The following is a 19,400-nucleotide window of genomic DNA, read 5'->3' as shown; positions in this document are numbered from 1 at the left end:
CGGCCGGCGCCCCATCGGCGCAGGCTGAACGTTATTCCGCACGCTCGTCCGTGATACGGTCCATTCATGGACGGCTCTATCGGCTCCCCGCACTGGCGCCGGAACCTCGTCGTCTGCCTCCTCGGGTCGTTCACCACGATCGTCGCGATGACGATGCTCCTGCCGTACCTGCCGCTCTACGTCGAGCGCCTGGGGGCCGAGGGCCACGCGTCGATCGTCCGCTGGTCGGGTGTCGCCTACGCCGCGACGTTCCTCACCGCCGCGCTGACGGCGCCGCTCTGGGGGCGGCTGGGCGACCGCTTCGGACGCAAGCCGATGCTGGTCCGGGCCAGCCTCGGCATGGCGGTGGCGATGGCCCTGACCGGACTGGCCCAGAGCGTCGAGCAGCTCGTGCTGCTGCGGCTGCTGACGGGCCTGCTCGGCGGCTACGCCTCGGGGTCGACGATCCTCGTCGCGGCCCAGACGCCCCGCGAGCACAGCGCCTGGGCCCTCGGGGTCCTGTCGATCGGCGTGATGGCGGGCAGCGTGGTCGGCCCGCTGATCGGGGGCGTGGCACCGGTGCTGGTGGGTGTCCGCGCGTCGTTCCTCGTCGCGGGCGGCGTGATCTTCCTGGCCTTCCTGGCCACGGCGTTCGGCATCCGCGAGGACCGGCCGGGTCGCGGGGCGCCCCGGGCGGACGGGGTGGCCTCGGCGGACGGGGCCGTGGCCGCCCGCGGCGGCGGCGTGACGACGGCGTCGTTCGACGCCCCCGGGGACGGCGGGGCGCCCGTCCGTGGCACCGGCGCCGGGGGCGCCACGATCGACGAACGCGTCGCCTCCCACCCGTGGGGCCCCCGGCACGCCCGCGTGGTCGTGCTGCTGGCCACCGCGAGCCTCCTGATGTTCGCGACGATGTCGCTGGAGCCGATCGTGACCGTCTACGTCGGCGAGCTCGCCCCCGGGACACCTCACGTCGCTGCGCTGTCGGGCGTCGTGATGGCCGTCGGGGCCCTCGGCAGCATCGCCTCGGCGCCGCGGCTGGGTCGACTGGCGGACCGCGTCGGCCACGCGCGGGTGATCACCGGCGCGCTGGTCGGGGCGGCGGCGATGCTGGCGCTGCAGGCCGCGGCGCAGGAGGTCTGGCAGCTCGTCGTCCTGCGCTTCGGCGCCGGGGTGTTCCTCGGCGGCCTGCTGCCGTCGATCACCGCCGCGATCCGTCATGCCGTCCCCGACCGGGTGGTGGGACGCGTCCTGGGCCTGTCCGTGTCCGCGCAGTTCGTCGGACAGGTCCTGGGCCCGGTGCTGGGGGGCGTGGTGGCCGGCGCGCTCGGCATGCGCGCCGTCTTCGTCATGACCGCCTCCGTGCTGCTGGCCGGTGCGCTCCTGTCGCGCGTCGGGGCGCAGGACGGCGGCGGGGCGACCGCGCGCGTGGGTGTGCCGTCGGCCGGGGCGTGACGGGCCGGCGGCCGCGGGCGGACGGCGCCGGGCGTGCGACCTGGTCGCGATATCGCCCCCCCGACGAGGAAACCACGACCAGGCCCCGTCGAACACCGAGGCCCGGCAGACGTGGTCGCGATATCGACGCCCCCGACGACGAAACCAAGACCAGGCCCCATCGAACACCGAGGCCCGACGGACCTGGTCGCGATATCGACGCCCCCGACGACGAAACCAAGACCAGGCCCCATCGAACACCGAGGCCCGACAGACGTGGTCGCGATATCGACGCCCCCGACGACGAAACCAAGACCAGGCCCCATCGAACACCGAGGCCCGACAGACCTGGTCGCGATATCGACGCCCCAGGCGGCGCTACCACGACCAGGCCTCGAGCCCGCGAGGCCGGGCCGACCTGGTCGCCGGGCCGGTGGCCGAAGCCGCGCCGTCAGTCCTCGCGGGTCGTCGCGTCCCGCACGAGCGCGTCGACCAGGCCGTCGATCGTCGCCTCGCGGGCCTCGACGGCCGGGACGGCGCCGAGCTCCGCCAGGGCCGCGGTGGTGACGGGACCGATCGAGACGGCGCGGGTCCGCGGGCCGACCGGGAGGCGACCGTGCGGGCCGACGGCGTCCTCGTCGGTGACGTCGCCGGCCTGCGCCAGGAACCCCGCCGTGGACGCGGACGTGAAGGTGACGTAGTCGACCCCGCGCAGGGCGTCGAGGGCGGACGCCGACAGCGGCTCGGCGACCGTCTCGTAGACCGCGAGGTCGGTGACCTCGATGCCCGCGGCGCGCAGGCCGTCGGGGAGCGCGTCGCCGGCGGTGGCCGCACGGACCAGCAGGGCGCGGCGGGGACGGCGACCCGGGCGGCCGTCGACCCGGGCGCCGACCGGATCGACGCTCGCGCCCGTCACGGGGGACTGACCGGACGGCGCGGGGCTCCCGCCGATCAGCGCCGCCAGCGCCTCGCCGGTGTAGGTCTCGGGGACGACGTCGGCGACGATCCCGTGGGCCTTCAGGGCGCGGGCCGTGCCGGGGCCGACCGCGGCGATCATCGTGCCGTAGAGCGACCGCGCGTCGCGGTCGGAGCGCAGCAGCGCCTCCATGAACTCCCGTACGCCGTTGGGCGACGTCAGCGCGAGGACGTCGACGTCGACGAGGTCGGGGACCTCCGCGCCGAGCGACCGGGTGCGGATCGTCGGCGTCTCGACGACCTCCGCCCCCAGCGCGCGCAGGCGGCGGGCGAGCCCGGAGGCCTGGGCGCGGGCGCGCGTCACCGCGACGGTGCGCCCGAACAGCGGGCGGTCCTCGAACCAGCGCAGCTCGTCGCGCAGGCCGGCGACGCCGCCGACGACGGTGACCGCCGGCGCCTTGATCCCGGCGGCCGCGGCGACGTCCGCGATCGTCGCGAGGGTGCCGGTGACGACGCGCTGCGCGCCCACGGTGCCCGACTGCACCACCGCGGCGGGCTGGTCCTCGGGGCGGCCGGCGCCGATCAGCGACCCGGCGATCGCGGGCAGCCGGCGGACGCCCATGTAGAAGACGAGGGTGCCGGGGAACCGGGCCAGGCCCTCCCAGTCGATCGACGACTCGGGCTTCTTCGGGTCCTCGTGGCCGGTGACGAACGCGACCCCCGCGGCGTGCTCGCGGTGGGTGACCGGGATGCCGGCGTAGGCGGGTCCGGCGATGCCGGCCGTCACGCCCGGGACGACCTCGTACGGGACGCCCTTCGCCCGCAGGCGCTGGGCCTCCTCGCCCCCGCGCCCGAAGACGAACGGGTCGCCGCCCTTGACGCGCGCCACCGACCGTCCCGCGAGGACGTGGCCGAGCAGCAGGTCCTCCGTCTCGGCCTGCGGGACCTGCTTGCCGCCGCCGCGCTTGCCGACGTCGAGCAGCAGCGCGTCCGGTCGGACGCCGTCCAGCGCCGTGGCCGGGATCAGCTGGTCGTAGAGGACGACGTCGGCCGACGCGATGACCTCGAGCGCCCGTACGGTCATCAGGCCGGGGTCGCCGGGCCCCGCGCCGATGAGGTACGCGGTGCCGGGCTCCGGGGCCTCGTCGAGCGGCCCGAGGATCGCGGCGTCCGTCCGCAGGTCCGCCTCGGGATCGTCGCCCCGGCCGCCCCGGCCGGTGGCCGGGCGGGTGTCGCCCACGGCGTTGCCACCGACGCCCACCCCGGCGAGGCTCGCGGCCCCGGGCGTGGCCTCGACCGCGCCCACGTCCTGCTGCGCCTCGTCGGCCCGGCCGTCGTCGCTCGTGCTCACGCGGAGTCGTCCTCTCGGAGTTCCTGGTGCTGCTCGGCGATGCCCGCGTCGCCGTCGAGATCGACCTCGGCGCGGGCGGCGGCGAGCATCTCGGCGCCACCGGCCCGGAGCAGACGCTCGCCGACGAGGGTGCCGAGCGCCTCGGGGTCGTCGCCCTCGCGGACGTCGACCGCCCAGTCCGAGCCGTCGGGTGCGCCGACGAACCCGGTCAGCGACAGCCCGCCGGCGACGGGCCGGGCGTGCGCCCCGACCGCGCTGGTGCAGTCCGCGCCCAGGGCCCGGGCGACGGCGCGCTCGGCCCGCAGGCACGCCCAGTTGCCCGCGTCGTGGACCACCGCGGCGGCGGCGAGCGCCACCTCGTCCCCGGCGCGCGCCTCGATCGTCAGCGTCCCCTGCCCGGGGGCGGCCACGAACGCCGGGCCCTCGAGGGGGACGACGTCGTCGGGATGCCGGCCCAGGCGGTGCAGCCCCGCGGCCGCCAGGACGATCGCGTCGAGGCGGTCCTCGTGGTCCGGGGCCAGGCGGCCCAGGCGGGTGTCGACGTTGCCGCGCGCCGCGACGATCTCGAGGTCCGGGCGCTCGACGAGCAGCTGGGCGGCGCGGCGCAGCGACGCCGTGCCGACCCGGGCGCCGTCGGGCAGCGCGGCCAGGGACGCGGCGCCGATCAGAACGTCGCGCGGGTCCTCGCGCACGGACGCGGCGACGAGCGCGAGCCCGTCGGGCAGCACCCCAGGGACGTCCTTGGCGGAGTGGACCGCCAGGTCGATCTCGCCCGCGTCGAGGCCGCGTTCGAGCTCCGTCACCCACTTGGCCTTGTCCGGCGCGGCGCGGTCGCGGTCGCCGGTGGTGACGACCTCGACGATCCGCACCTCGTGGCCCGCACCGCGCAGCGCGTCCGCGACGGTGTGGGCCTGGACCAGCGCGAGGGGGCTGCGGCGGCTGCCGAGCCGGATCACGACGCGGGCGTGCGGCGGCCGACCGCGCGCCAGGCGTCGGCCGCGGAGACGCGGCCGGCCGGGACCCGGTCGCCGTGGCCGTCGCCGTGCGAGGCCGCCACGTCGACGTCGCCGTGGGCGGCCGGGCAGCCCGCGGCGGCGGCCGAGCGACGGGTCTCCTCGTCCATCACGGCGCCGCGGACGACCTGCGGGTCCGTCGCGTGGGCGGGCGAGAACCCGCGGCCCGCATCGGCGGCGTCGACGTCGATCTCGGCGTCGTCCAGGCCGAAGAGGTCGCGCAGGACCTCGACGTGGCCGTGGGCGTCGTCGCGGTCGCGCGCCTGCTTCAGGCGGACGGTCGGCTCGTGCAGCAGCCGCTGGACGACGGTGCGGGCGGCGCGCTCGATGCGCGCGAGGTCGGCCGCGGAGGCGGACTCCCAGCGACCCTCGTTCTCGGACAGCACGTGCTCGACGATCTCGGTCGCGCGGGCGCGGAGGTCGACGATCGTGGGGGTGATCTCCATCTGGCCCATCCAGCGGGCGAACTTGTGGATCTCCTCCTCGACGATCTCCTCGGCGATCGACGCCTCGGCGCCGCGCCCGGCGAGGTTCTTCGCCACGACGGCCTGCAGGTCGTCGATGTCGTAGAGCGAGACGCCCGGGACCGTGGCGCACTCCGGGTCGATGTCGCGCGGGACGGCGATGTCGATCAGCACGAGCGGGCGGTCGTGCCGCGCGGACATGACGTCGGCCAGCTCGGTGGACCCGAGCACCGGGTGCGGCGAGCCGGTCGAGGAGACGACGATGTCGGCCTCCTCGAGCTGCTCGGGCAGGTCGGACAGGGAGCCGACGCTGCCGCCGAAGCGCGCGGCCAGCGAGCGGGCGCGGTCGGCGTGGCGGTTGGAGACGAAGAGCGTGCGGACGCCCTGGGTGGCGAACGCCTGCGCGGTCAGCTCGGCCGTCTCGCCCGCGCCGATGATCATCACGCGGCGGTCGGCCAGGTCGCCGACGGTCGCGGCGGCCAGGTCGACCGCGACGGACGCGACGGACGTCCGACGCTCCGACAGCGTCGTCTCGGTGCGGACGCGCTTGCCGGTGCGCAGCGCGGCCTTGAACAGGCGGTTGAGCATCGGGCCGGTGGTGCCGACCCGCAGCGCGGTCTCGTACGCGCGCTTGACCTGGCCCTGGACCTCGTACTCGCCGAGGATCATCGAGTCCAGGCCCGAGGCGACGCGGTACAGGTGCCGCGCGGCGTCGCAGTTGCGCGGGGTGTAGACGAGGCTCGCCAGCTCGACCGGGCGGATCCGGGAGCTCTTGGCGATGACGTTGAGCAGATCGCCCTCGGCCTGCAGCGGGTCGCCGACGACGAGGTAGATCTCGGTGCGGTTGCACGTCGAGAGGACCGCGGCCTCGTGGACGTGCTCGGACCGCGCGAGGTCGCCGAGCATCCGCTCGATCTGCGCGTCGGTGACCGACAGCCGCTCGCGGACGGCCACCGGGGCCGTCTTGTGGGAGAGCCCCAGGACGAGCAGCTCGTTCATCGCCGCGCCCCCTGGGACTCGGCGGCGGCGGCCACCGCGGCGGGGTCGCCGACCGCGCCGCCCGGCGCCCGGTCCGTCGTACCGCCGCCGACGCGTGCCGCCGCGCCGTCCAGCCGGGACTCCAGCGCCTCGAGGCGCCGGGCGGAGTCGCGGACGCGGAAGGCCACGATGACGAGGTACGTCAGCACGAGGATCGCCGAGACGATCACGGCCGCGACCACGTAGCCGGCGCTGCCGGAGTCGGGCGGGATCTCGGTGAGGGCGGTGACGATCACGGGGAGGCCAGGATCCTTCGCGTCAGAGGGTGACGGGCGACGAGGCGCGGGCGACGACGGGGACGGCGTCCTCGCCCTCGACCTTGCGTTGCAACTGGCGCACCCGGATGCGGGTGCTCTTGTGGACGATCTCGAGGTGCCACAGCGTCACGAACAGCGCGCCCAGCGCCAGGACCGACAGCCCGAAGGCCAGACCGGCCGTGCCGGGCAGGTTGCTCGCCGGGTCGTCCAGCGGCTGCGGGTGCAGGAGGTTCGTCGTCAGGCGCACGACGCCGAAGCAGACCGGGGCGAAGATGCCCGCCGAGACCGCGAAGACGGAGGCGGTGCGCGCCTGGCGCTCCGGGTCCTCGATCGCGAAGCGCATCGGCTGGTAGGTCGCGTAGAGCAGGAAGATGATCAGGAAGGTGACGAGCACCGGCTCGCCCCAGTCCCACCAGACGCCCCAGGCCGCCCGGCCCCAGATACCGCCCGTGATCAGCGCGATCAGGCAGAAGTTCTGCGCCTGGTGGATCGCGACGTACGAGCGGAGGTCGTCGATCGGCCGGTCGTGCTTGAGGTGCTGCCACCCGAAGAACGCGCCGGCGACGAAGGCGATCAGCGTGATGATCGCGAACGCCGGGTGCAGGTAGGTCAGCTTCTGCCGCAGGCCCTCGGTCGCGTCCGTCGGGACGATCGCCGCGGAGACGACGATCCAGGCCAGCACGATCGCGATCGTGACGGCGGTGAGAGGAAGGATGCGACGGGTGTAGGGCATCGCGGCGTGGGCGTCAGTCCTCGACGATGCCGTCGGAGACCGCCCAGGAGACCAGCAGGAACACTCCATCGTACAGAGCGAGGGCCAGCCACCACCGCCCCTCCACGACGTCACGGGGCGAGGTGAGGACCGGCGAGAGCGCCTCCGACGCCAGCGCGATCAGCGGGATCAGCAGCGGCACCGCCATCAGCGGCACCAGCAGCTCGCGCGACCGGGCCGCCGCGGCGATCGAGCCCACCAGCGCGCCGGTCACGGCGATGCCCAGGTCGCAGAGGACCAGCGCCCCCGCGATCGTCGGGATCGCCCCGGCGTCGACCCCGTCCTGGAGCAGGAGGAACGCGAACGCCGGGACCGCCACGACGTGCAGGACGAGCAGGAAGCTCCAGAGCGCCAGCGCCTTCGCGGCGACCAGCGCCGAGGCCGACGCCGGGGTCAGCCGGAACGCGTCGAGGCCGCCCTCGTCCTCCTCCGCCGCCCACAGCCGGCCGATCCCCAGCAGCGCGGCGAGGAGCGTCGTGACGAGCAGGACGCCGGCGGCGAGCGGCCCGTCGACCCGTCCGTCCTGCAGGCCGAAGCGGAAGAGGACGAAGACGCCGATCGAGAACAGCACCATCGTCGGCAGGACCTGCGGCGCGCGGCGCTCGCGGCGCCACTCGAGGGCGAGCAGCGCACGGACGTCGGCGGTCCAGGTGCCGCGGGGGCGGGGCGGGGCGGCCTGCGTGGCGGGGGCGGACGTGCCGGGGGCGGACGCGTCGGGAGCGGGCGGCGCGCTCATGCGTAGAGCGCCGTGACCTGGGCCGGCGTGACGGTGTCGGGCGTCGCGAGCAGGGTGACCGCCCCGTCGCGCAGGCCGACGACGATGTCGGACTCGGCGAGCGCGGCCTCGGGGTCGTGGCCGGCGATGACGCGGGTGCGGGCCGGGCGCGCCGGCGGCCCCGAAGCGGGGGACGCCGGCGCCGGGACGGCCGGGCGCGGCCCCAGCAGGTCGCCGAGCCGGGCGGACGCCGACGGGTCGAGGTTCGCCAGCGGCTCGTCGAGCAGGAGCAGCTCGGGGTCCGCCAGCAGCGTCGCCGCCGCCGTCGTCCGCTGGGTCAGGCCGCGGGAGAGCGCGTGGACGGGGAAGTCGGCACGGCGGACGAGGTCGGTGGCCTCGAGCAGCTCGCGCACCCGGCCGGGGACGTCGGCGACCCGGAGCAGGCGGGCGCGGTGGGTGAGGTTCTCGCGGACGGTCAGGTCGCGGTAGAGCATCGGCTCGTGCGCGAGGTAGCCGACCCTCCCGCGCAGGTCGTGCCGCCCGGCGGGCAGCTCGTGCCCGAGCACCCGGCAGACGCCGCCCATCGGGCGCATCAGCCCGGCGAGGACCCGCAGGAGCGTCGACTTACCGGCGCCGTTGGGACCGAGCAGCGCGACGGTCGCGCCGGCGGGCACGATCACGGAGACGTCGCGGAGGACGACCCGCTCGCCGCGGCGGCGGACCAGGCCGTCGAGGACGATCGCGGGCGCCGGGCGGGGCGGCGCGGAGGGCTCCCGTCGGGCGTCGGGGGCGGGGGTGTCGGCGACCGACGCGACCGACACCGGACGTGCGCCGTCCGGGCCGGCGGGGCCTGGCGTCGGGGGTGCGTCCTCCGGCGGCATCGGTCGGGGAGCCTACGCCGCCTGGGACCGCCTACCCTCCATGGTCATGGCGAAGACCCGGAAGCTGCCCGCCGAGGAGCCCCAGAAGCGCAGCCGGCTCTTCTGGATCTGCGTGCTGGTGCTGCTGGAGGTCGTCCTCTGGACCGTCCTCTCCGTGGTCGGTGTGAGCGAGACCATCGCCACCGTCGTCGCGCTCGCGGGCGGCATCGCCTTCGTGGTCGTCTTCCGCGACCGCATCTGGGGCGACGACTGGCGCGCCGAGCTCGAGAAGTCGCGGGCCCGCCGCCCGCGCTGAGGGGCTCTGCGGTCCGAGGTGCCGACCGGGTCGACCGGCGGGACCTGGTCGCGATCACGACGCCCGGAGCGAAGGAACCGCGACCACCCCCGATCGCGACCGCCCGACCCCTACGCCGCGCTCGTCGTCCGGAACCGTCGCAGCGCCAGCGGGACGCAGATCCCGATGATCAGGGCGCACCACAGGACCATGCCGATCACCGGGTGCTCCAAGGGCCACGAGCCGGTCGCCTCGGTGCCCTGCGAGACGTACCGGATGGCCGCCACGACCGTGGACAGCGGGTCCCACTCGCCGATGAACCGCGGGACCGCGTCCATGCCCTCGATCGGCACGAAGGTGCCCGCGAGGAACGACAGCGGCAGGACGATCGCGAAGCCGACGCCCTGCATCGCGTCGGAGGACCGGACGAGCATGCCCATCAGGACGCCGAACCACGTGAAGGCGATCAGGCCCAGCAGGACGAGGCCGACGAGGAGCAGGACGTCGAGGGGACCGACGTCGGGGCGCCAGCCGAGCGCCAGGCCCAGGCCGATGACGATGGCCAGGCCGAGGATCTGCTCGAGCACCTGCCCGATGACCTGCGCGGTGATGACCGCCAGGCGGCTCACCGGCAGCGAGCGGAACCGGTCGATGACGCCGGTCGAGAAGTCGGTCGCCGTCGCCGTGCCGGCCCCGATCACCCCGAAGGCGATCGACTGCGCGACGAGGCCCGGCAAAAGGTAGTCCTGGTACCGCGTCCCGGGGATCGCGATCGCCGAGCCGAAGACGTAGAGGAACAGCAGCGTGAAGATGACCGGCTGGATCGTCACGTCGCTCAGGCGCTCGGGCACGCGCGGGATCGAGCGCAGCTGGCGGCCGACGAGGAGCAGCGTCTCGCGGACGTAGCGGGCGGCCGCACCGGGGCGCGGCGGGAGGTCGGGGAGGGCGGCGCGGTCGGGCGCGCGGACGGTCTGGGTGCTCATGCCGCCACCTCCTCGGACTCGGGGCTCGCGGTCTCCGACGGCGGCTGGCCCGTCAGCGCGAGGAACGCGTCGTCGAGGGTCGGGCGGCGCAGGGCGAGCTCGTCGATCGGGACGCCCGACCCGCGGACGACGGCGGCGATGCGCTCCAGGTCGAGGCTCTCCTCCGGGGCCGGGATCGAGAGGGTGCGGCCGCCCGCCGGGACGGAGACGTCGAACCGCGGCTCCAGCGCCGCGCGCAGCTCGGCCACCCCGGCGGCGTCGATCGCGACCACGTCGACGCGCTGCTCGCCGATCCGGGCCTTGAGCTCCGTCGGGGTGCCCTCGGCGACCTCCCGACCGTGGTCGATCAGGACGATGCGGTCGGCCAGCGCGTCGGCCTCCTCGAGGTACTGGGTGGTCAGCAGCAGGGTCACGCCCTCGGCGACGAGGTCGCGGACGGTCTGCCAGACGACCTGCCGGCTGCGCGGGTCCAGGCCCGTGGTCGGCTCGTCGAGGACCAGCAGCTGCGGCTGGACGACGAGGCTCGCCGCCAGGTCCACCCGGCGGCGCTGGCCGCCCGAGAGGCCCTTGATCAGCCGGTCGCGGAACTCGCCGATGTCGAAGCGGTCGATCAGGTGGTCGGCGATGGTCGCCGCGCCGGATCGGCCGTGGCCGCGCAGGCGCCCCATCAGCACGAGGTTCTCGCGGGCGGTGAGGTTGCCCTCCAGCGCCGCGAACTGGCCGGTCAGCGAGATGACGCCGCGGACGGCGTCGCCGTCGCGGACGACGTCGTGGCCGCCGACGCGGGCGGTGCCGGAGGTCGGGGCGATCAGCGTCGCGAGCATGCGGACCGTCGTGGTCTTGCCCGCGCCGTTGGGTCCGAGGATCGACACGACGGTCCCCGGATCGACGCGCAGGTCGAGGGCGTCGACGGCGGTGAAGTCGCCGTAGCGCTTGGTCAGGCCGTCGGTCTCGACGGCCGGTGTGGTCGGGCTCATGGGGCAAAACATACAGTCACTAGAACTTTCTAGCAACTGGAGGATCGGTAGACTGCCTCTGTGAGCAGCACCACTCGCGAGGACGACCGCCCGACCGCCGCCGACACCGTCGTCGCGCTCGCCACCGGCCCGGGCCCGGGCGACCACGTCCCCGTCACCCGGGCGCAGATCGCCGACGCGATGGGGCATCTGCGCGACCTGCACGAGCAGGGCGTCCGCCCCGACGAGGGGCTGCGCGAGCGGAAGAAGCGGCTCACGCGCCAGCAGATCTCCGACACCGCGACCTGGATGTTCGTCGCCCGCGGCTTCGACGAGGTGCGGGTCGCCGAGATCGCCGCCGAGGCGGGTGTGTCGGAGAAGACCGTCTTCAACTACTTCCCGACGAAGGAGTCGCTGGTCTTCGACCGCACGGACGACCTCGTCGCGGGCATCCGTGCGGCGCTGACGGAGCGCGGCCCGGACGAGTCCCCGACGCAGGCGATGGTGGCCTTCATCGAGCGCGAGTGCGCGTTCTTCGACGAGCTGGGTCCGGAGTTCCGGCCGATGTTCCTCGCGTTCCTCCGACTGATCGACGAGACCCCGGCGCTGCGTGTCGCCCAGCAGGGCGTCGGGGCGCAGATGGCGGACGCCACCCGCGAGGCGCTGGCCGAGTCCGTCGGCGTCGACCCCCGCGACCCGGAGCCCCTCGTCGCCGCGCACGCCCTCATGGGGCTGTGGGAGGTGCAGTCCGTCTCGCGCGAGCGCCACATCCGCGCCGGGACCCCGCAGGAGGAGTTCCTCCCGGCGGTGCTGGAGGAGACCCGGCGTGCGGCCCGGCTGCTCGACGCCGGGCTGTCGGGGTGGCTGGGGCGCGTGGACGCGGGTCGCTGAGGTCCCGGTCGGCGGGCGGGGCGCGCCGTCAGCGCGCCGCCGCGACGACCACCGGACCGGCCTGCGCGACGGACCGCGGTGCCGCCTGCGGCGTCGCCGCGCGGACGGCCGCGTCGAGGTCGTCGAAGGGGTTCTCGACCAGGCCGAACCGGTCGGTCCCGCGGGGCTCGACGAAGACGGTCGGGGTCGCCTGCACGCCCAGGCGCTTGGCCAGGCGACGGTCCCGGTCCGTCCGGGCGCGCGTCGCCGGGGTCTCTCGGACCGACACGTCACCGGGATCGACGCCCGGCGCCCCGGCGGCCATCTCGCGCAGGCGGCGCTCGCCCGCCCACTCGCGGTTCTCGGGCCCCTGGTTGAAGTACAGGACGTGGACGAACGGCCACATCCGGTCCTTCGCGGCGAGCGTGTAGGCCGCGTTCATCAGCCCGGCGCCGTCGGTCGTGCCCTGGCTCGGGTCGATCACGTCGATGAAGTGGATCCGCAGGCTGGCCCGGCCGGTGCGGATCAGCGTCCCGATCGTCTCCGGTTGGACCCGGAGCTCGTAGCTCTGGCACGCCGGGCACTTGAGGTCGGCGAACTCGTGGATCGTCACCGGTGCGTCCGGGTCGCCCAGCAGCGTGCCGTCCTGCGGGACCCCGTCGAACAGCCGCCGCGTCTCGTCGACGCCGGCGAGCCGCACGCCCGCGACGGTGGTCCTCGTCGCGTCCTTCGTGTCGGGGTCGTCGAAGGACGCGGCCGCCAGGACGACGGCGACGAGCACGACGACGAGGGCGAGCGCACCGGCCGCGATCCGTCCGCGGCGGCGGCGGGCGGCGGCCGACGCCGGTGGCTCGTGGCCGTCGTGCTCCGTGTCGTCCGGCGGGGTCATGGGCGGCAGTGTGGCGGATGCCCTCCGGCAGACGGCGTCCGCGTCGCCCGGGTTGCGACGACGCGGGGCCGGGCCGGGGCGCGCGCCCTACTTCGAGGCGTCGACCAGGCCCGGCGCGACGATCGAGCGGACGTCGACCGGGGTCTTCAGGAAGCCGTCGTCCGAGAGCCGGTCGGCGAGCTGCTGCTCCCTGTTGATCGCCGTCCGGTCGATCGGCTCGAGCGTCTGCAGGCGCTCCGGTGCGGCCTTCCGCGTGACCTCGAGCGGCAGGCCGGACTCCTTCGACCACGCGGCGGCGTACTCCTCGACGTGGCTCGCGGACCAGTCGTAGGCCTTGCGCAGACGCGGCAGGAAGTCCTTGATCGCCGCGACCTTCGCGGGATCCTCCAGGGCGTCCTTCGACGCGAGGGAGAAGTAGTAGCCGTAGTCGATCGGCGGCCCGCTGGCGATGACCCGGGCCCCCTTCAGCTCGGCCTGGGTCGTGAACGGCTGCCAGCCCGAGAGCGCGTCGGTGCGCCCCGAGTTGAACGCGGCCAGGGCGTCGGCGGGCGGGAGGAAGATGATCTTCACGTCGGACGGCTTCATCCCGGCCCGTCGCAGGGCCTGCAGCAGGGCGCCGTGCCCGGAGCTCGCCCGACCGACCGCGATCGACTTGCCCTTCAGGTCCCGCACCGACCGGACGTCGGAGTCGCCCGGCACGACGATCGAGTTGTCCGCACCGCTGCGCAGCCGCGCCGACGCGACGGCGCGGAAGTTCGTCTGCGACGCCGCACCGAAGATCGGCGGCGTCGACCCGACGGAGCCGATGTCGACCTGCCCGGCGCCGAGCGCCTCGACGATCGGCGGGCCGAACGTGAACTTGGCGAAGCTCACCTTGTACGACGTCCCCTTCAGGGCGCCGGAGGCCTCGAGCAGGGAACGGATGCCGTCGGACTGGACGGCCACCCGCAGCGTCGCACCGTCGGCCGAGCCGGCCTTGGCGACCTGGAACGCCTCGGGCCCACCGTCGTCGCCGACCGAGCCGCTGGTGAAGCCGACGACCGCGAGGGTCACGAGGGTGGCGGCCGCCAGCGAGAGCCGGGGGAGCAGCCGGCGCCTCGGGGCGACGGTCGCGGTCGGGGCCGCGGCGGTGTCGTCGCGCTCGTCGCCGAGGCGGTCCAGCAGCGCGGTGCTGCGCGCCACGAGCTCCGGGTCCTCGCGGCGACGCGGCCGCGCCAGGTCGACCCGCTCGTCGTGCACGATCCGGCCCTGGTCGATCAGGACGACGCGGTCGGCGAGCAGCAGCGCCTCGGTGACGTCGTGCGTGACGAGCAGGACGGCGGGCCGATGGCGCTCCCAGAGCTCGGTGACGAGGCCCTGGGCGGAGGCGCGCGTGAGCGCGTCGAGCGCGGAGAAGGGCTCGTCGAGCAGCAGCAGGTCGGGATCGCGGACCAGGCCGCGGGCGAGCGCCACGCGCTGGCGCTGACCGCCGGAGAGCTGGCGCGGCCACGCGTTCTCGCGGCCCTGCAGCCCGACCTCGGCCAGGGCACGACGGCCGCGCTCGTCGGCGTCGCCCTCGCGCAGGCCCAGGACGACGTTCTGCAGCGCGCTGCGCCACGGCAGCAGACGCGCGTCCTGGAACACGACCGCCGGGCGGGCGCCGCTCTCGACGTGTCCGTCGGCCTCGGGGTCCAGCCCGGCCAGGACGCGCAGGAGCGTCGTCTTGCCGGAGCCGGAGCGGCCGATGACCGCGACGAACTCGCCCGGCTCGATCGTCAGGTCGAGGTCGCGCAGGACGTCCTGGTCGCCGAAGCGCCGCGAGACGCCGCGGAGGGTGACGACGCTCACGCCGTCTCCTCCCGCCAGCGCAGCGCGCGCCGCTCGAGACGGCGCACGATCGCGTCGGTCAGGAGGCCGAGGATCGCGTAGGCGATCAGGCCGACGACGACGGTGTCGGTCTCCTGCGCGTCGCGGGCGTTGTTGATCATGAAGCCGAGACCGGAGGACGCGTTGATCTGCTCCGCGACGATCAGGGCCAGCCACGCGAAGCCGAGGGCCTGGCGCAGACCGATGAGCGTGCCGGGCAGCGCGCCCGGGAGCAGCACGTGTCGCAGTCGCTCGCGCGGGGTCAGTCGCAGGGTGTCGGCGACGTCGTAGAGCTCGGTGTCGACCGACCGCAGCGCCCCGACGAGGTTGAGGTACAGCGGCACCGCGACGCCGAGGGCGACGAGCAGGATCTTCGGCAGCTCGCTGATGCCGAACCAGATGATGAACAGCGGCACGAGCCCGAACAGCGGGATCGTGCGGACCATCTGCATCAGCGGGTCGATCGTCGCGTCGCCGATGCGGGAGAACCCGACGGCCAGGCCGGCGGAGATCGCCACGGCGGAGCCCAGGAGGAACCCGAGCAGGGCGCGGCGCAGCGACACCCAGAGGGCGTCGAGCAGGTCGCCGTGGAAGAGCAGGTCCCAGCCGTTGGAGACGATCTGGCTCGGGGCGGCCAGCTTGTCCTCGGGGAGGATCCCCGCGACGGAGCAGAGCTGCCAGATCGCGATCAGTGCCAGCGGGGAGATCCAGCGCAGCTCGCCGGAGAGCGGCTGCCGGTCCGTGCGCAGGCCGCCCCTGCGGGACGTGCGGGAGCCGCGCGTGCGGTCGCCCTCGGGACCGCGTGGCCCGTCGGGCCCGGTCTCCCCGCCCGGGTACGTCGCCTGGCCCGCGGGCCGCGTCGCGGTGCTCATGCCGCTACCCGCCCGGCGACCGGGGCCTGGGCGGACGCTCCGGTCGCGGTGCTCACGCGGTGACCAGGGCCGGGGCGGACGGGTCCTTCAGGAGGCCGCGGGCCTTGAGGATCGGCCGGATCCCCTCGCCCACGTGGTAGGCCTCCTCGAGGTGCGGGTAGCCCGAGAGGATGAACTCGGAGAGCCCGAGGTCGTGGTACTCGGAGATGCGGTCGGCGACCTCCTCGTAGGAGCCCACCAGCGCCGTGCCGGCGCCGCCGCGGACCAGGCCCACGCCCGCCCACAGGTTCGGCGAGACCTCGAGCGCGTCCGTGCGCCCGCCGTGCAGGTCGCTCATGCGCCGCTGGCCCTCGGACTGCGACGCGCGCTGCGTCTCCTGGGCGCGGCGGATGGCCTCGGGGTCCAGGCCGGCGAGGAGCTTGTCGGCCTGGGCCCACGCCTCCTCGGAGGTCGGGCGCGCGATGACGTGCAGGCGGATGCCGAAGCGCAGCTCGCGACCGGCCAGGTCGGCGCGCTCGCGGACGCGGTCGAGCTTCTCGGCGACCTGTGCGGGCGGCTCGCCCCAGGTCAGGTAGACGTCGGCGTACTTCGCCGCGACGTCGAGGGCGGGCTTCGACGAGCCGCCGAGGTAGATGTCCGGCCACGCCGGGGTCTCGACGAGCTGGGCCTTCTCGACCTGGATGTGCTCGCCGGTGAACGTCACGGGCTCGCCGGTCCAGAGCTCGCGGACGACGTGGAGGAACTCGCCGGCGCGGGCGTAGCGCGCGTCCTTGGAGAGCGTGTCGCCGAAGCGGCGCTGCTCGACGTCGTCGCCGCCGGTGACGACGTTCAGGAGCAGCCGGTTGCCGGTGACCCGCTGGAACGTCGACGCCATCTGCGCGGCGAGGGTCACGGACTGCAGGCCCGGCCGGAAGGCGATGAGGAACTTGAACCGCTCGGTCTGCGCGGCCAGGGCGGAGGCCATCACCCAGGACTCCTCGCACCAGGTCGAGGTCGGCGTGAGCGCCGCCTCGAAGCCGAGCTGCTCGGCGGTGCGGGCGATCTGCCCGAGGTAGCCGACCGTCGGCTCGCGGTCCGCGCCGCCGCCGAGGGAGACGAGCTCGCGGACGTCGCCCTGGCTGTTCACACCACCACCGGTCTGCACGCGCGAGCCGCGGGCGCCGACGGCGTTGCCGAGACTCAGGTCGCTGCGCGAGTCGCCGTTGGTGGGGAGGAACCAGTGCAGGGTGACGGACATGCCGGGCTCCGGGAGGAGTCGGGAAAGGGACACGACGCCGCGCGGACGCGGAGCCGTCCGTCAAACGTAGCAATGCCGGTCGGGATTACGTCCTACACGCCGGTATTCCGGGTCCGGATTCGGTGGGGCCAGGAGACCTCGTGGCCTCCCCCGCCGCCTTCCCGACCGCCCGAACTCCCCCGCGGCAGGCGGGGGCAGCGGGTCCCTGCGGTCCCCTCAGGCCGAGGCCAGCTCCGCCTCGGCGCGCTTCTGCGACGCGATGATGATGTCCATGACGTCCTTCTCGCGGCCGTCCTTGAGGAGCTGGATCGGGTCCTGCTCGCCGTTGACGATGCCCTCGAAGAAGGCCTTGCGGTCCTGATAGGTCGGCAGCGTGCCCTTGGCCCAGCCGCGGACCTCGTTGAGCAGCACGGCCATCCGGGCGTACTCCTCGCCGAAGAGCTCGGAGACCTCGTTCTTCATGCGCTTGGCCAGCGCGGGCGACGCGCCGGCGGTGGAGATCGCGATGGCCAGCGGGCCGGTGCGCACGATCGCCGGGAGGATGAAGTTGCAGAGCGGCGGGACGTCGACGATGTTCGCGAGCATCGCCCGCTCCTCCGCGTCGTCGTAGATGCGGATGTTCGTCTCGGTCGAGTCGGTGCACGCGATCACGAGGAACTTCCCCTCGAGGTCGCCGTGCTCGTAGTCGCGCTGGATCCAGGTGATCGAGCCCTCGGCGGCGAGCGCCTCGACCTCGGGCAGGACCTCCGGCGAGATGACGATCACGTCGCCGTCGCAGGCGAGCAGGCCCTCGGTCTTCTCCAGGCCGAGCTCACCGCCGCCGATGACGAGGCACTTGCGTGCCCGGAGCTTGAGACACGCGATGTAGAAGGGCGTCTGCAGCATGTCCTGCACGCAGGTCTGGTCACAGATCCCGCGCTTGAACTGGCAGACGCATTCCTTCCCGGCGTAGGCGGCAGCAGGCATCAGCCGATTGTACGCGCGGCGGATCCCGGTCGGACTCGCCCGGCACGCAGGCCGGATCCGCCCCTCGCCGCGGCGGTAGCGTAGGGCCCGTGACCGCTGCGGCCCACACGGTGGGGATCAACCTCCGGCGACTACGGCTAGCCCGCGGCCTGTCGCTCGTGGAGCTCGGGCGCCTGTCGGGGCTCGCCAAGGGCACGCTGACCCAGCTCGAGGCGGGGCGCGCCAACCCGACCATCGAGACCCTCGAGGCCCTGTCCAGCGGCCTCGGCGCCGAGCTCGCGGACCTCGTCGCGACCCCGCCGCTGAGCACCCCCGAGGTCGTACGGGCCGACGCCGGCCAGATCACGCCGGGGCGCGTCCTCGAGGGCCGGCTGATCAACCGCACCGACACCGGCGCGATGATCGTCGAGCTGTTCGAGCTGCGGCTCTCGCCCGGGCCGCCGCACCGCGCGCAGTCCCACGCCGCCGGGGTCGTCGAGCAGCTGTTCGTGCTGGGCGGCACGGTCTCCGTGGGCCCGGAGGGCGACGAGGTGCTGCTGCAGCCCGGTGACTTCGTGCGCTTCCCGGCCGACCGGCCGCACTCCTACGCCGCACCCGACGGCGAGGCGCGCGCCCTGATGTGGCAGCTGCTGCCGACGATGCCCGCGCCGGCCAGCTCGCTCCCGACCGACGAGGGCGCGCTCGCGTCGATCGAGGGGCTCGTCCCGCGTGGCCCGGTGCCGCCGGGTCCGGGGGCACCGGCGCCCCCGCGGCCGCTGCCGCAGCCGCCGGTCCGTGGCCGCCGCCCGCCCTCCCGCACCGTCCCGGGCCCCCGGCCCGACCGCCCCAGGCCCCCGGGCCCGGGGAGCTGAGGCAGGACGGCCGGGCGCCACCGATGACCGTGGTCGTGAACATCCTCGTCCGATCCCACCCAGGAGCACCCGTGTCCCGCACCAGCCTCGCCGCCGGAGCCGTCCTCGCCGTCGCCGCCCGAGCAGCCCTCCCCCGTCTCCTGCGGCTGAAGTTCGCCCGCGACGTCACGGCGCTGAACCGGGGCGACCACCGCGGCCTGCTCTCGTCGTACGCGGACGACGCGGTGCTCCGCTTCCACGACGGCGACCACCGGTGGGCGGGGGACTGGGTCGGCAGGGACGGCATCGACGCGTTCCTCCGGAACCTCACGACGGCGGGCTTCCAGGGGAGCATCGGGGACGTCTCGGTCAGCGGTCCGCCGTGGGCGATGACGGTGATGGCGCGCTTCGACGACCACGTCGACGGCCCGGACGGCGAGCGCCTCTACGAGAACCGCACCGTCCTGGTGCTACGGACGAGGTGGGGGAAGGTCGTCGAGCACGAGGACTTCTACGCCGACACGGGAGAGATCGTCGCCCTCGACCGGCGGCTCACCGCCCTGGGTGTCGCGCCGGTCCCCCGGCCCCGTCCCTGATCGGGTTGGGGGGGCAGGCCGGGGCGCTCCTACCGCCGCACCGACAGCGTCCGGGCCTCGTCGCCGATCGTCGCCCGCAAGGGGGTCTCGGGACGCGCCTCCACGAGCGCGCGGCCGGCGGCGGTGAGCGGGAGCTCGACGATCGAGCCGACCCGACCGGCGGGGGCGGTGACCGTGCCGGCGGCGAGGGTGACGACCGCCGGGCGGGCCTTCGCGGCCCGCGTGGCGCGGCGGGCCGTGCGGCGCGCGGTCGCCGCGGACCG

The 19,400-nt window shown here is 74.8% G+C and carries 19 protein-coding genes and 1 pseudogene; 5 read left to right on the top strand and 15 right to left on the bottom strand.

Annotated features, from left to right (window positions below; all coding sequences use genetic code 11):
• Positions 1 to 66: 66 nt before the first annotated feature.
• Complete coding sequence (locus Q7T67_RS06285; RefSeq protein WP_304787121.1) at positions 67 to 1,434, top strand: MFS transporter; 1,368 nt, start codon at positions 67 to 69, stop codon at positions 1,432 to 1,434.
• Positions 1,435 to 1,864: 430 nt separating this feature from the next.
• Here the strand turns inward: Q7T67_RS06285 and cobA are convergent, their stop codons facing one another.
• From cobA to Q7T67_RS06250, 7 genes are read right to left on the bottom strand one after another with little or no spacing between them, the layout of a single operon-like run.
• A complete protein-coding gene (gene cobA, locus Q7T67_RS06280) occupies positions 1,865 to 3,679 on the bottom strand; it encodes a uroporphyrinogen-III C-methyltransferase (protein ID WP_304787119.1) in 1,815 nt (604 codons plus the stop codon).
• Positions 3,676 to 4,635 carry a hydroxymethylbilane synthase gene (gene hemC / locus Q7T67_RS06275; RefSeq protein ID WP_304787117.1) on the bottom strand — a complete coding sequence of 320 codons (960 nt, stop codon included), beginning with the start codon at positions 4,633 to 4,635 and terminating at the stop codon, positions 3,676 to 3,678. The genes cobA and hemC overlap by 4 nt, the downstream gene beginning before the upstream one ends.
• Positions 4,632 to 6,155, bottom strand: a complete 1,524-nt coding sequence (hemA, locus tag Q7T67_RS06270; RefSeq protein WP_304787115.1) for a glutamyl-tRNA reductase — start codon at positions 6,153 to 6,155, stop codon at positions 4,632 to 4,634. The genes hemC and hemA overlap by 4 nt, the downstream gene beginning before the upstream one ends.
• On the bottom strand, positions 6,152 to 6,430 hold the full coding sequence (locus tag Q7T67_RS06265; RefSeq protein WP_304787113.1) for a hypothetical protein: 279 nt from the start codon (positions 6,428 to 6,430) through the stop codon (positions 6,152 to 6,154). Before Q7T67_RS06265 ends, hemA begins: the two co-directional genes overlap by 4 nt.
• A gap of 22 nt (positions 6,431 to 6,452) precedes the next feature.
• Positions 6,453 to 7,184 (bottom strand): cytochrome c biogenesis protein CcsA, encoded by a 732-nt coding sequence (ccsA, locus tag Q7T67_RS06260; protein ID WP_304787111.1) that lies wholly within the window; start codon positions 7,182 to 7,184, stop codon positions 6,453 to 6,455.
• A 13-nt stretch (positions 7,185 to 7,197) separates the two neighbouring features.
• A complete protein-coding gene (locus Q7T67_RS06255) occupies positions 7,198 to 7,959 on the bottom strand; it encodes a heme exporter protein CcmB (protein ID WP_304787109.1) in 762 nt (253 codons plus the stop codon).
• Entirely contained in the window at positions 7,956 to 8,759 is an 804-nt protein-coding gene (locus Q7T67_RS06250) for an ATP-binding cassette domain-containing protein (protein WP_304787107.1), read from the bottom strand. The genes Q7T67_RS06255 and Q7T67_RS06250 overlap by 4 nt, the downstream gene beginning before the upstream one ends.
• A gap of 106 nt (positions 8,760 to 8,865) precedes the next feature.
• Between Q7T67_RS06250 and Q7T67_RS06245 the strand changes: the two genes are divergently transcribed.
• Positions 8,866 to 9,114: a hypothetical protein gene (locus Q7T67_RS06245; RefSeq protein ID WP_304787105.1), complete on the top strand. Its 249-nt coding sequence runs from the start codon at positions 8,866 to 8,868 to the stop codon at positions 9,112 to 9,114.
• 110 nt (positions 9,115 to 9,224) lie between these two features.
• On the opposite strand, the gene Q7T67_RS06240 is transcribed toward Q7T67_RS06245, so the two are convergent.
• Complete coding sequence (locus Q7T67_RS06240) at positions 9,225 to 10,076, bottom strand: ABC transporter permease (protein ID WP_304787103.1); 852 nt, start codon at positions 10,074 to 10,076, stop codon at positions 9,225 to 9,227.
• The gene (locus Q7T67_RS06235) at positions 10,073 to 11,053 is read right to left on the bottom strand and encodes an ATP-binding cassette domain-containing protein (RefSeq protein ID WP_304787100.1); all 981 of its coding nucleotides are present in this window, start codon (positions 11,051 to 11,053) and stop codon (positions 10,073 to 10,075) included. The genes Q7T67_RS06240 and Q7T67_RS06235 overlap by 4 nt, the downstream gene beginning before the upstream one ends.
• Before the next feature lie 60 nt (positions 11,054 to 11,113).
• On the opposite strand from Q7T67_RS06235, the gene Q7T67_RS06230 reads away from it, so the two are divergent.
• The gene (locus Q7T67_RS06230; RefSeq protein ID WP_304787098.1) at positions 11,114 to 11,923 is read left to right on the top strand and encodes a TetR/AcrR family transcriptional regulator; all 810 of its coding nucleotides are present in this window, start codon (positions 11,114 to 11,116) and stop codon (positions 11,921 to 11,923) included.
• Between the two features lie 28 nt (positions 11,924 to 11,951).
• Here the strand turns inward: Q7T67_RS06230 and Q7T67_RS06225 are convergent, their stop codons facing one another.
• From Q7T67_RS06225 to Q7T67_RS06205, 5 genes are all read right to left on the bottom strand, one after another.
• Positions 11,952 to 12,791 carry a thioredoxin domain-containing protein gene (locus Q7T67_RS06225; protein ID WP_304787096.1) on the bottom strand — a complete coding sequence of 280 codons (840 nt, stop codon included), beginning with the start codon at positions 12,789 to 12,791 and terminating at the stop codon, positions 11,952 to 11,954.
• Between the two features lie 87 nt (positions 12,792 to 12,878).
• Complete coding sequence (locus tag Q7T67_RS06220) at positions 12,879 to 14,618, bottom strand: aliphatic sulfonate ABC transporter substrate-binding protein (protein ID WP_304787094.1); 1,740 nt, start codon at positions 14,616 to 14,618, stop codon at positions 12,879 to 12,881.
• Positions 14,615 to 15,508 carry an ABC transporter permease gene (locus tag Q7T67_RS06215; protein WP_304787092.1) on the bottom strand — a complete coding sequence of 298 codons (894 nt, stop codon included), beginning with the start codon at positions 15,506 to 15,508 and terminating at the stop codon, positions 14,615 to 14,617. The genes Q7T67_RS06220 and Q7T67_RS06215 overlap by 4 nt, the downstream gene beginning before the upstream one ends.
• A 52-nt stretch (positions 15,509 to 15,560) precedes the next feature.
• Positions 15,561 to 16,745 (bottom strand): LLM class flavin-dependent oxidoreductase, encoded by a 1,185-nt coding sequence (locus tag Q7T67_RS06210; protein ID WP_304787090.1) that lies wholly within the window; start codon positions 16,743 to 16,745, stop codon positions 15,561 to 15,563.
• A 216-nt stretch (positions 16,746 to 16,961) separates the two neighbouring features.
• Complete coding sequence (locus Q7T67_RS06205; RefSeq protein WP_304787088.1) at positions 16,962 to 17,711, bottom strand: bifunctional precorrin-2 dehydrogenase/sirohydrochlorin ferrochelatase; 750 nt, start codon at positions 17,709 to 17,711, stop codon at positions 16,962 to 16,964.
• Between the two features lie 89 nt (positions 17,712 to 17,800).
• Here Q7T67_RS06205 and Q7T67_RS06200 point away from each other — a divergent pair, with 89 nt between their 5' ends.
• Positions 17,801 to 18,562: a helix-turn-helix domain-containing protein gene (locus Q7T67_RS06200; RefSeq protein WP_304787086.1), complete on the top strand. Its 762-nt coding sequence runs from the start codon at positions 17,801 to 17,803 to the stop codon at positions 18,560 to 18,562.
• Between the two features lie 71 nt (positions 18,563 to 18,633).
• Complete coding sequence (locus tag Q7T67_RS06195; protein ID WP_304787084.1) at positions 18,634 to 19,137, top strand: nuclear transport factor 2 family protein; 504 nt, start codon at positions 18,634 to 18,636, stop codon at positions 19,135 to 19,137.
• Positions 19,138 to 19,166: 29 nt separating this feature from the next.
• On the opposite strand, the pseudogene Q7T67_RS06190 reads toward Q7T67_RS06195, so the two are convergent.
• A pseudogene (locus Q7T67_RS06190) lies at positions 19,167 to 19,400 on the bottom strand (hypothetical protein); the annotation flags it as partial.

This window comes from Patulibacter sp. (assembly GCF_030655195.1).
GTDB lineage: Bacteria > Actinomycetota > Thermoleophilia > Solirubrobacterales > Solirubrobacteraceae > Patulibacter.
Note: the sequence above shows the minus strand (reverse complement) of the source record. Positions and strands in the feature narration are given on the sequence as shown.

What these genes read in the sequence shown, in the direction of transcription:
- ccsA (WP_304787111.1), bottom strand. Translation starts at nt 7,184, where the DNA reads ATGCCCTACACCCGTCGCATCCTTCCTCTCACCGCCGTCACGATCGCG.
- Q7T67_RS06245 (WP_304787105.1), top strand. Translation starts at nt 8,866, where the DNA reads ATGGCGAAGACCCGGAAGCTGCCCGCCGAGGAGCCCCAGAAGCGCAGC.
- Q7T67_RS06235 (WP_304787100.1), bottom strand. Translation starts at nt 11,053, where the DNA reads ATGAGCCCGACCACACCGGCCGTCGAGACCGACGGCCTGACCAAGCGC.
- Q7T67_RS06225 (WP_304787096.1), bottom strand. Translation starts at nt 12,791, where the DNA reads ATGACCCCGCCGGACGACACGGAGCACGACGGCCACGAGCCACCGGCG.
- Q7T67_RS06285 (WP_304787121.1), top strand. Translation starts at nt 67, where the DNA reads ATGGACGGCTCTATCGGCTCCCCGCACTGGCGCCGGAACCTCGTCGTC.
- Q7T67_RS06215 (WP_304787092.1), bottom strand. Translation starts at nt 15,508, where the DNA reads ATGAGCACCGCGACGCGGCCCGCGGGCCAGGCGACGTACCCGGGCGGG.
- Q7T67_RS06255 (WP_304787109.1), bottom strand. Translation starts at nt 7,959, where the DNA reads ATGAGCGCGCCGCCCGCTCCCGACGCGTCCGCCCCCGGCACGTCCGCC.
- Q7T67_RS06210 (WP_304787090.1), bottom strand. Translation starts at nt 16,745, where the DNA reads ATGTCCGTCACCCTGCACTGGTTCCTCCCCACCAACGGCGACTCGCGC.
- Q7T67_RS06240 (WP_304787103.1), bottom strand. Translation starts at nt 10,076, where the DNA reads ATGAGCACCCAGACCGTCCGCGCGCCCGACCGCGCCGCCCTCCCCGAC.
- hemA (WP_304787115.1), bottom strand. Translation starts at nt 6,155, where the DNA reads ATGAACGAGCTGCTCGTCCTGGGGCTCTCCCACAAGACGGCCCCGGTG.
- Q7T67_RS06205 (WP_304787088.1), bottom strand. Translation starts at nt 17,711, where the DNA reads ATGCCTGCTGCCGCCTACGCCGGGAAGGAATGCGTCTGCCAGTTCAAG.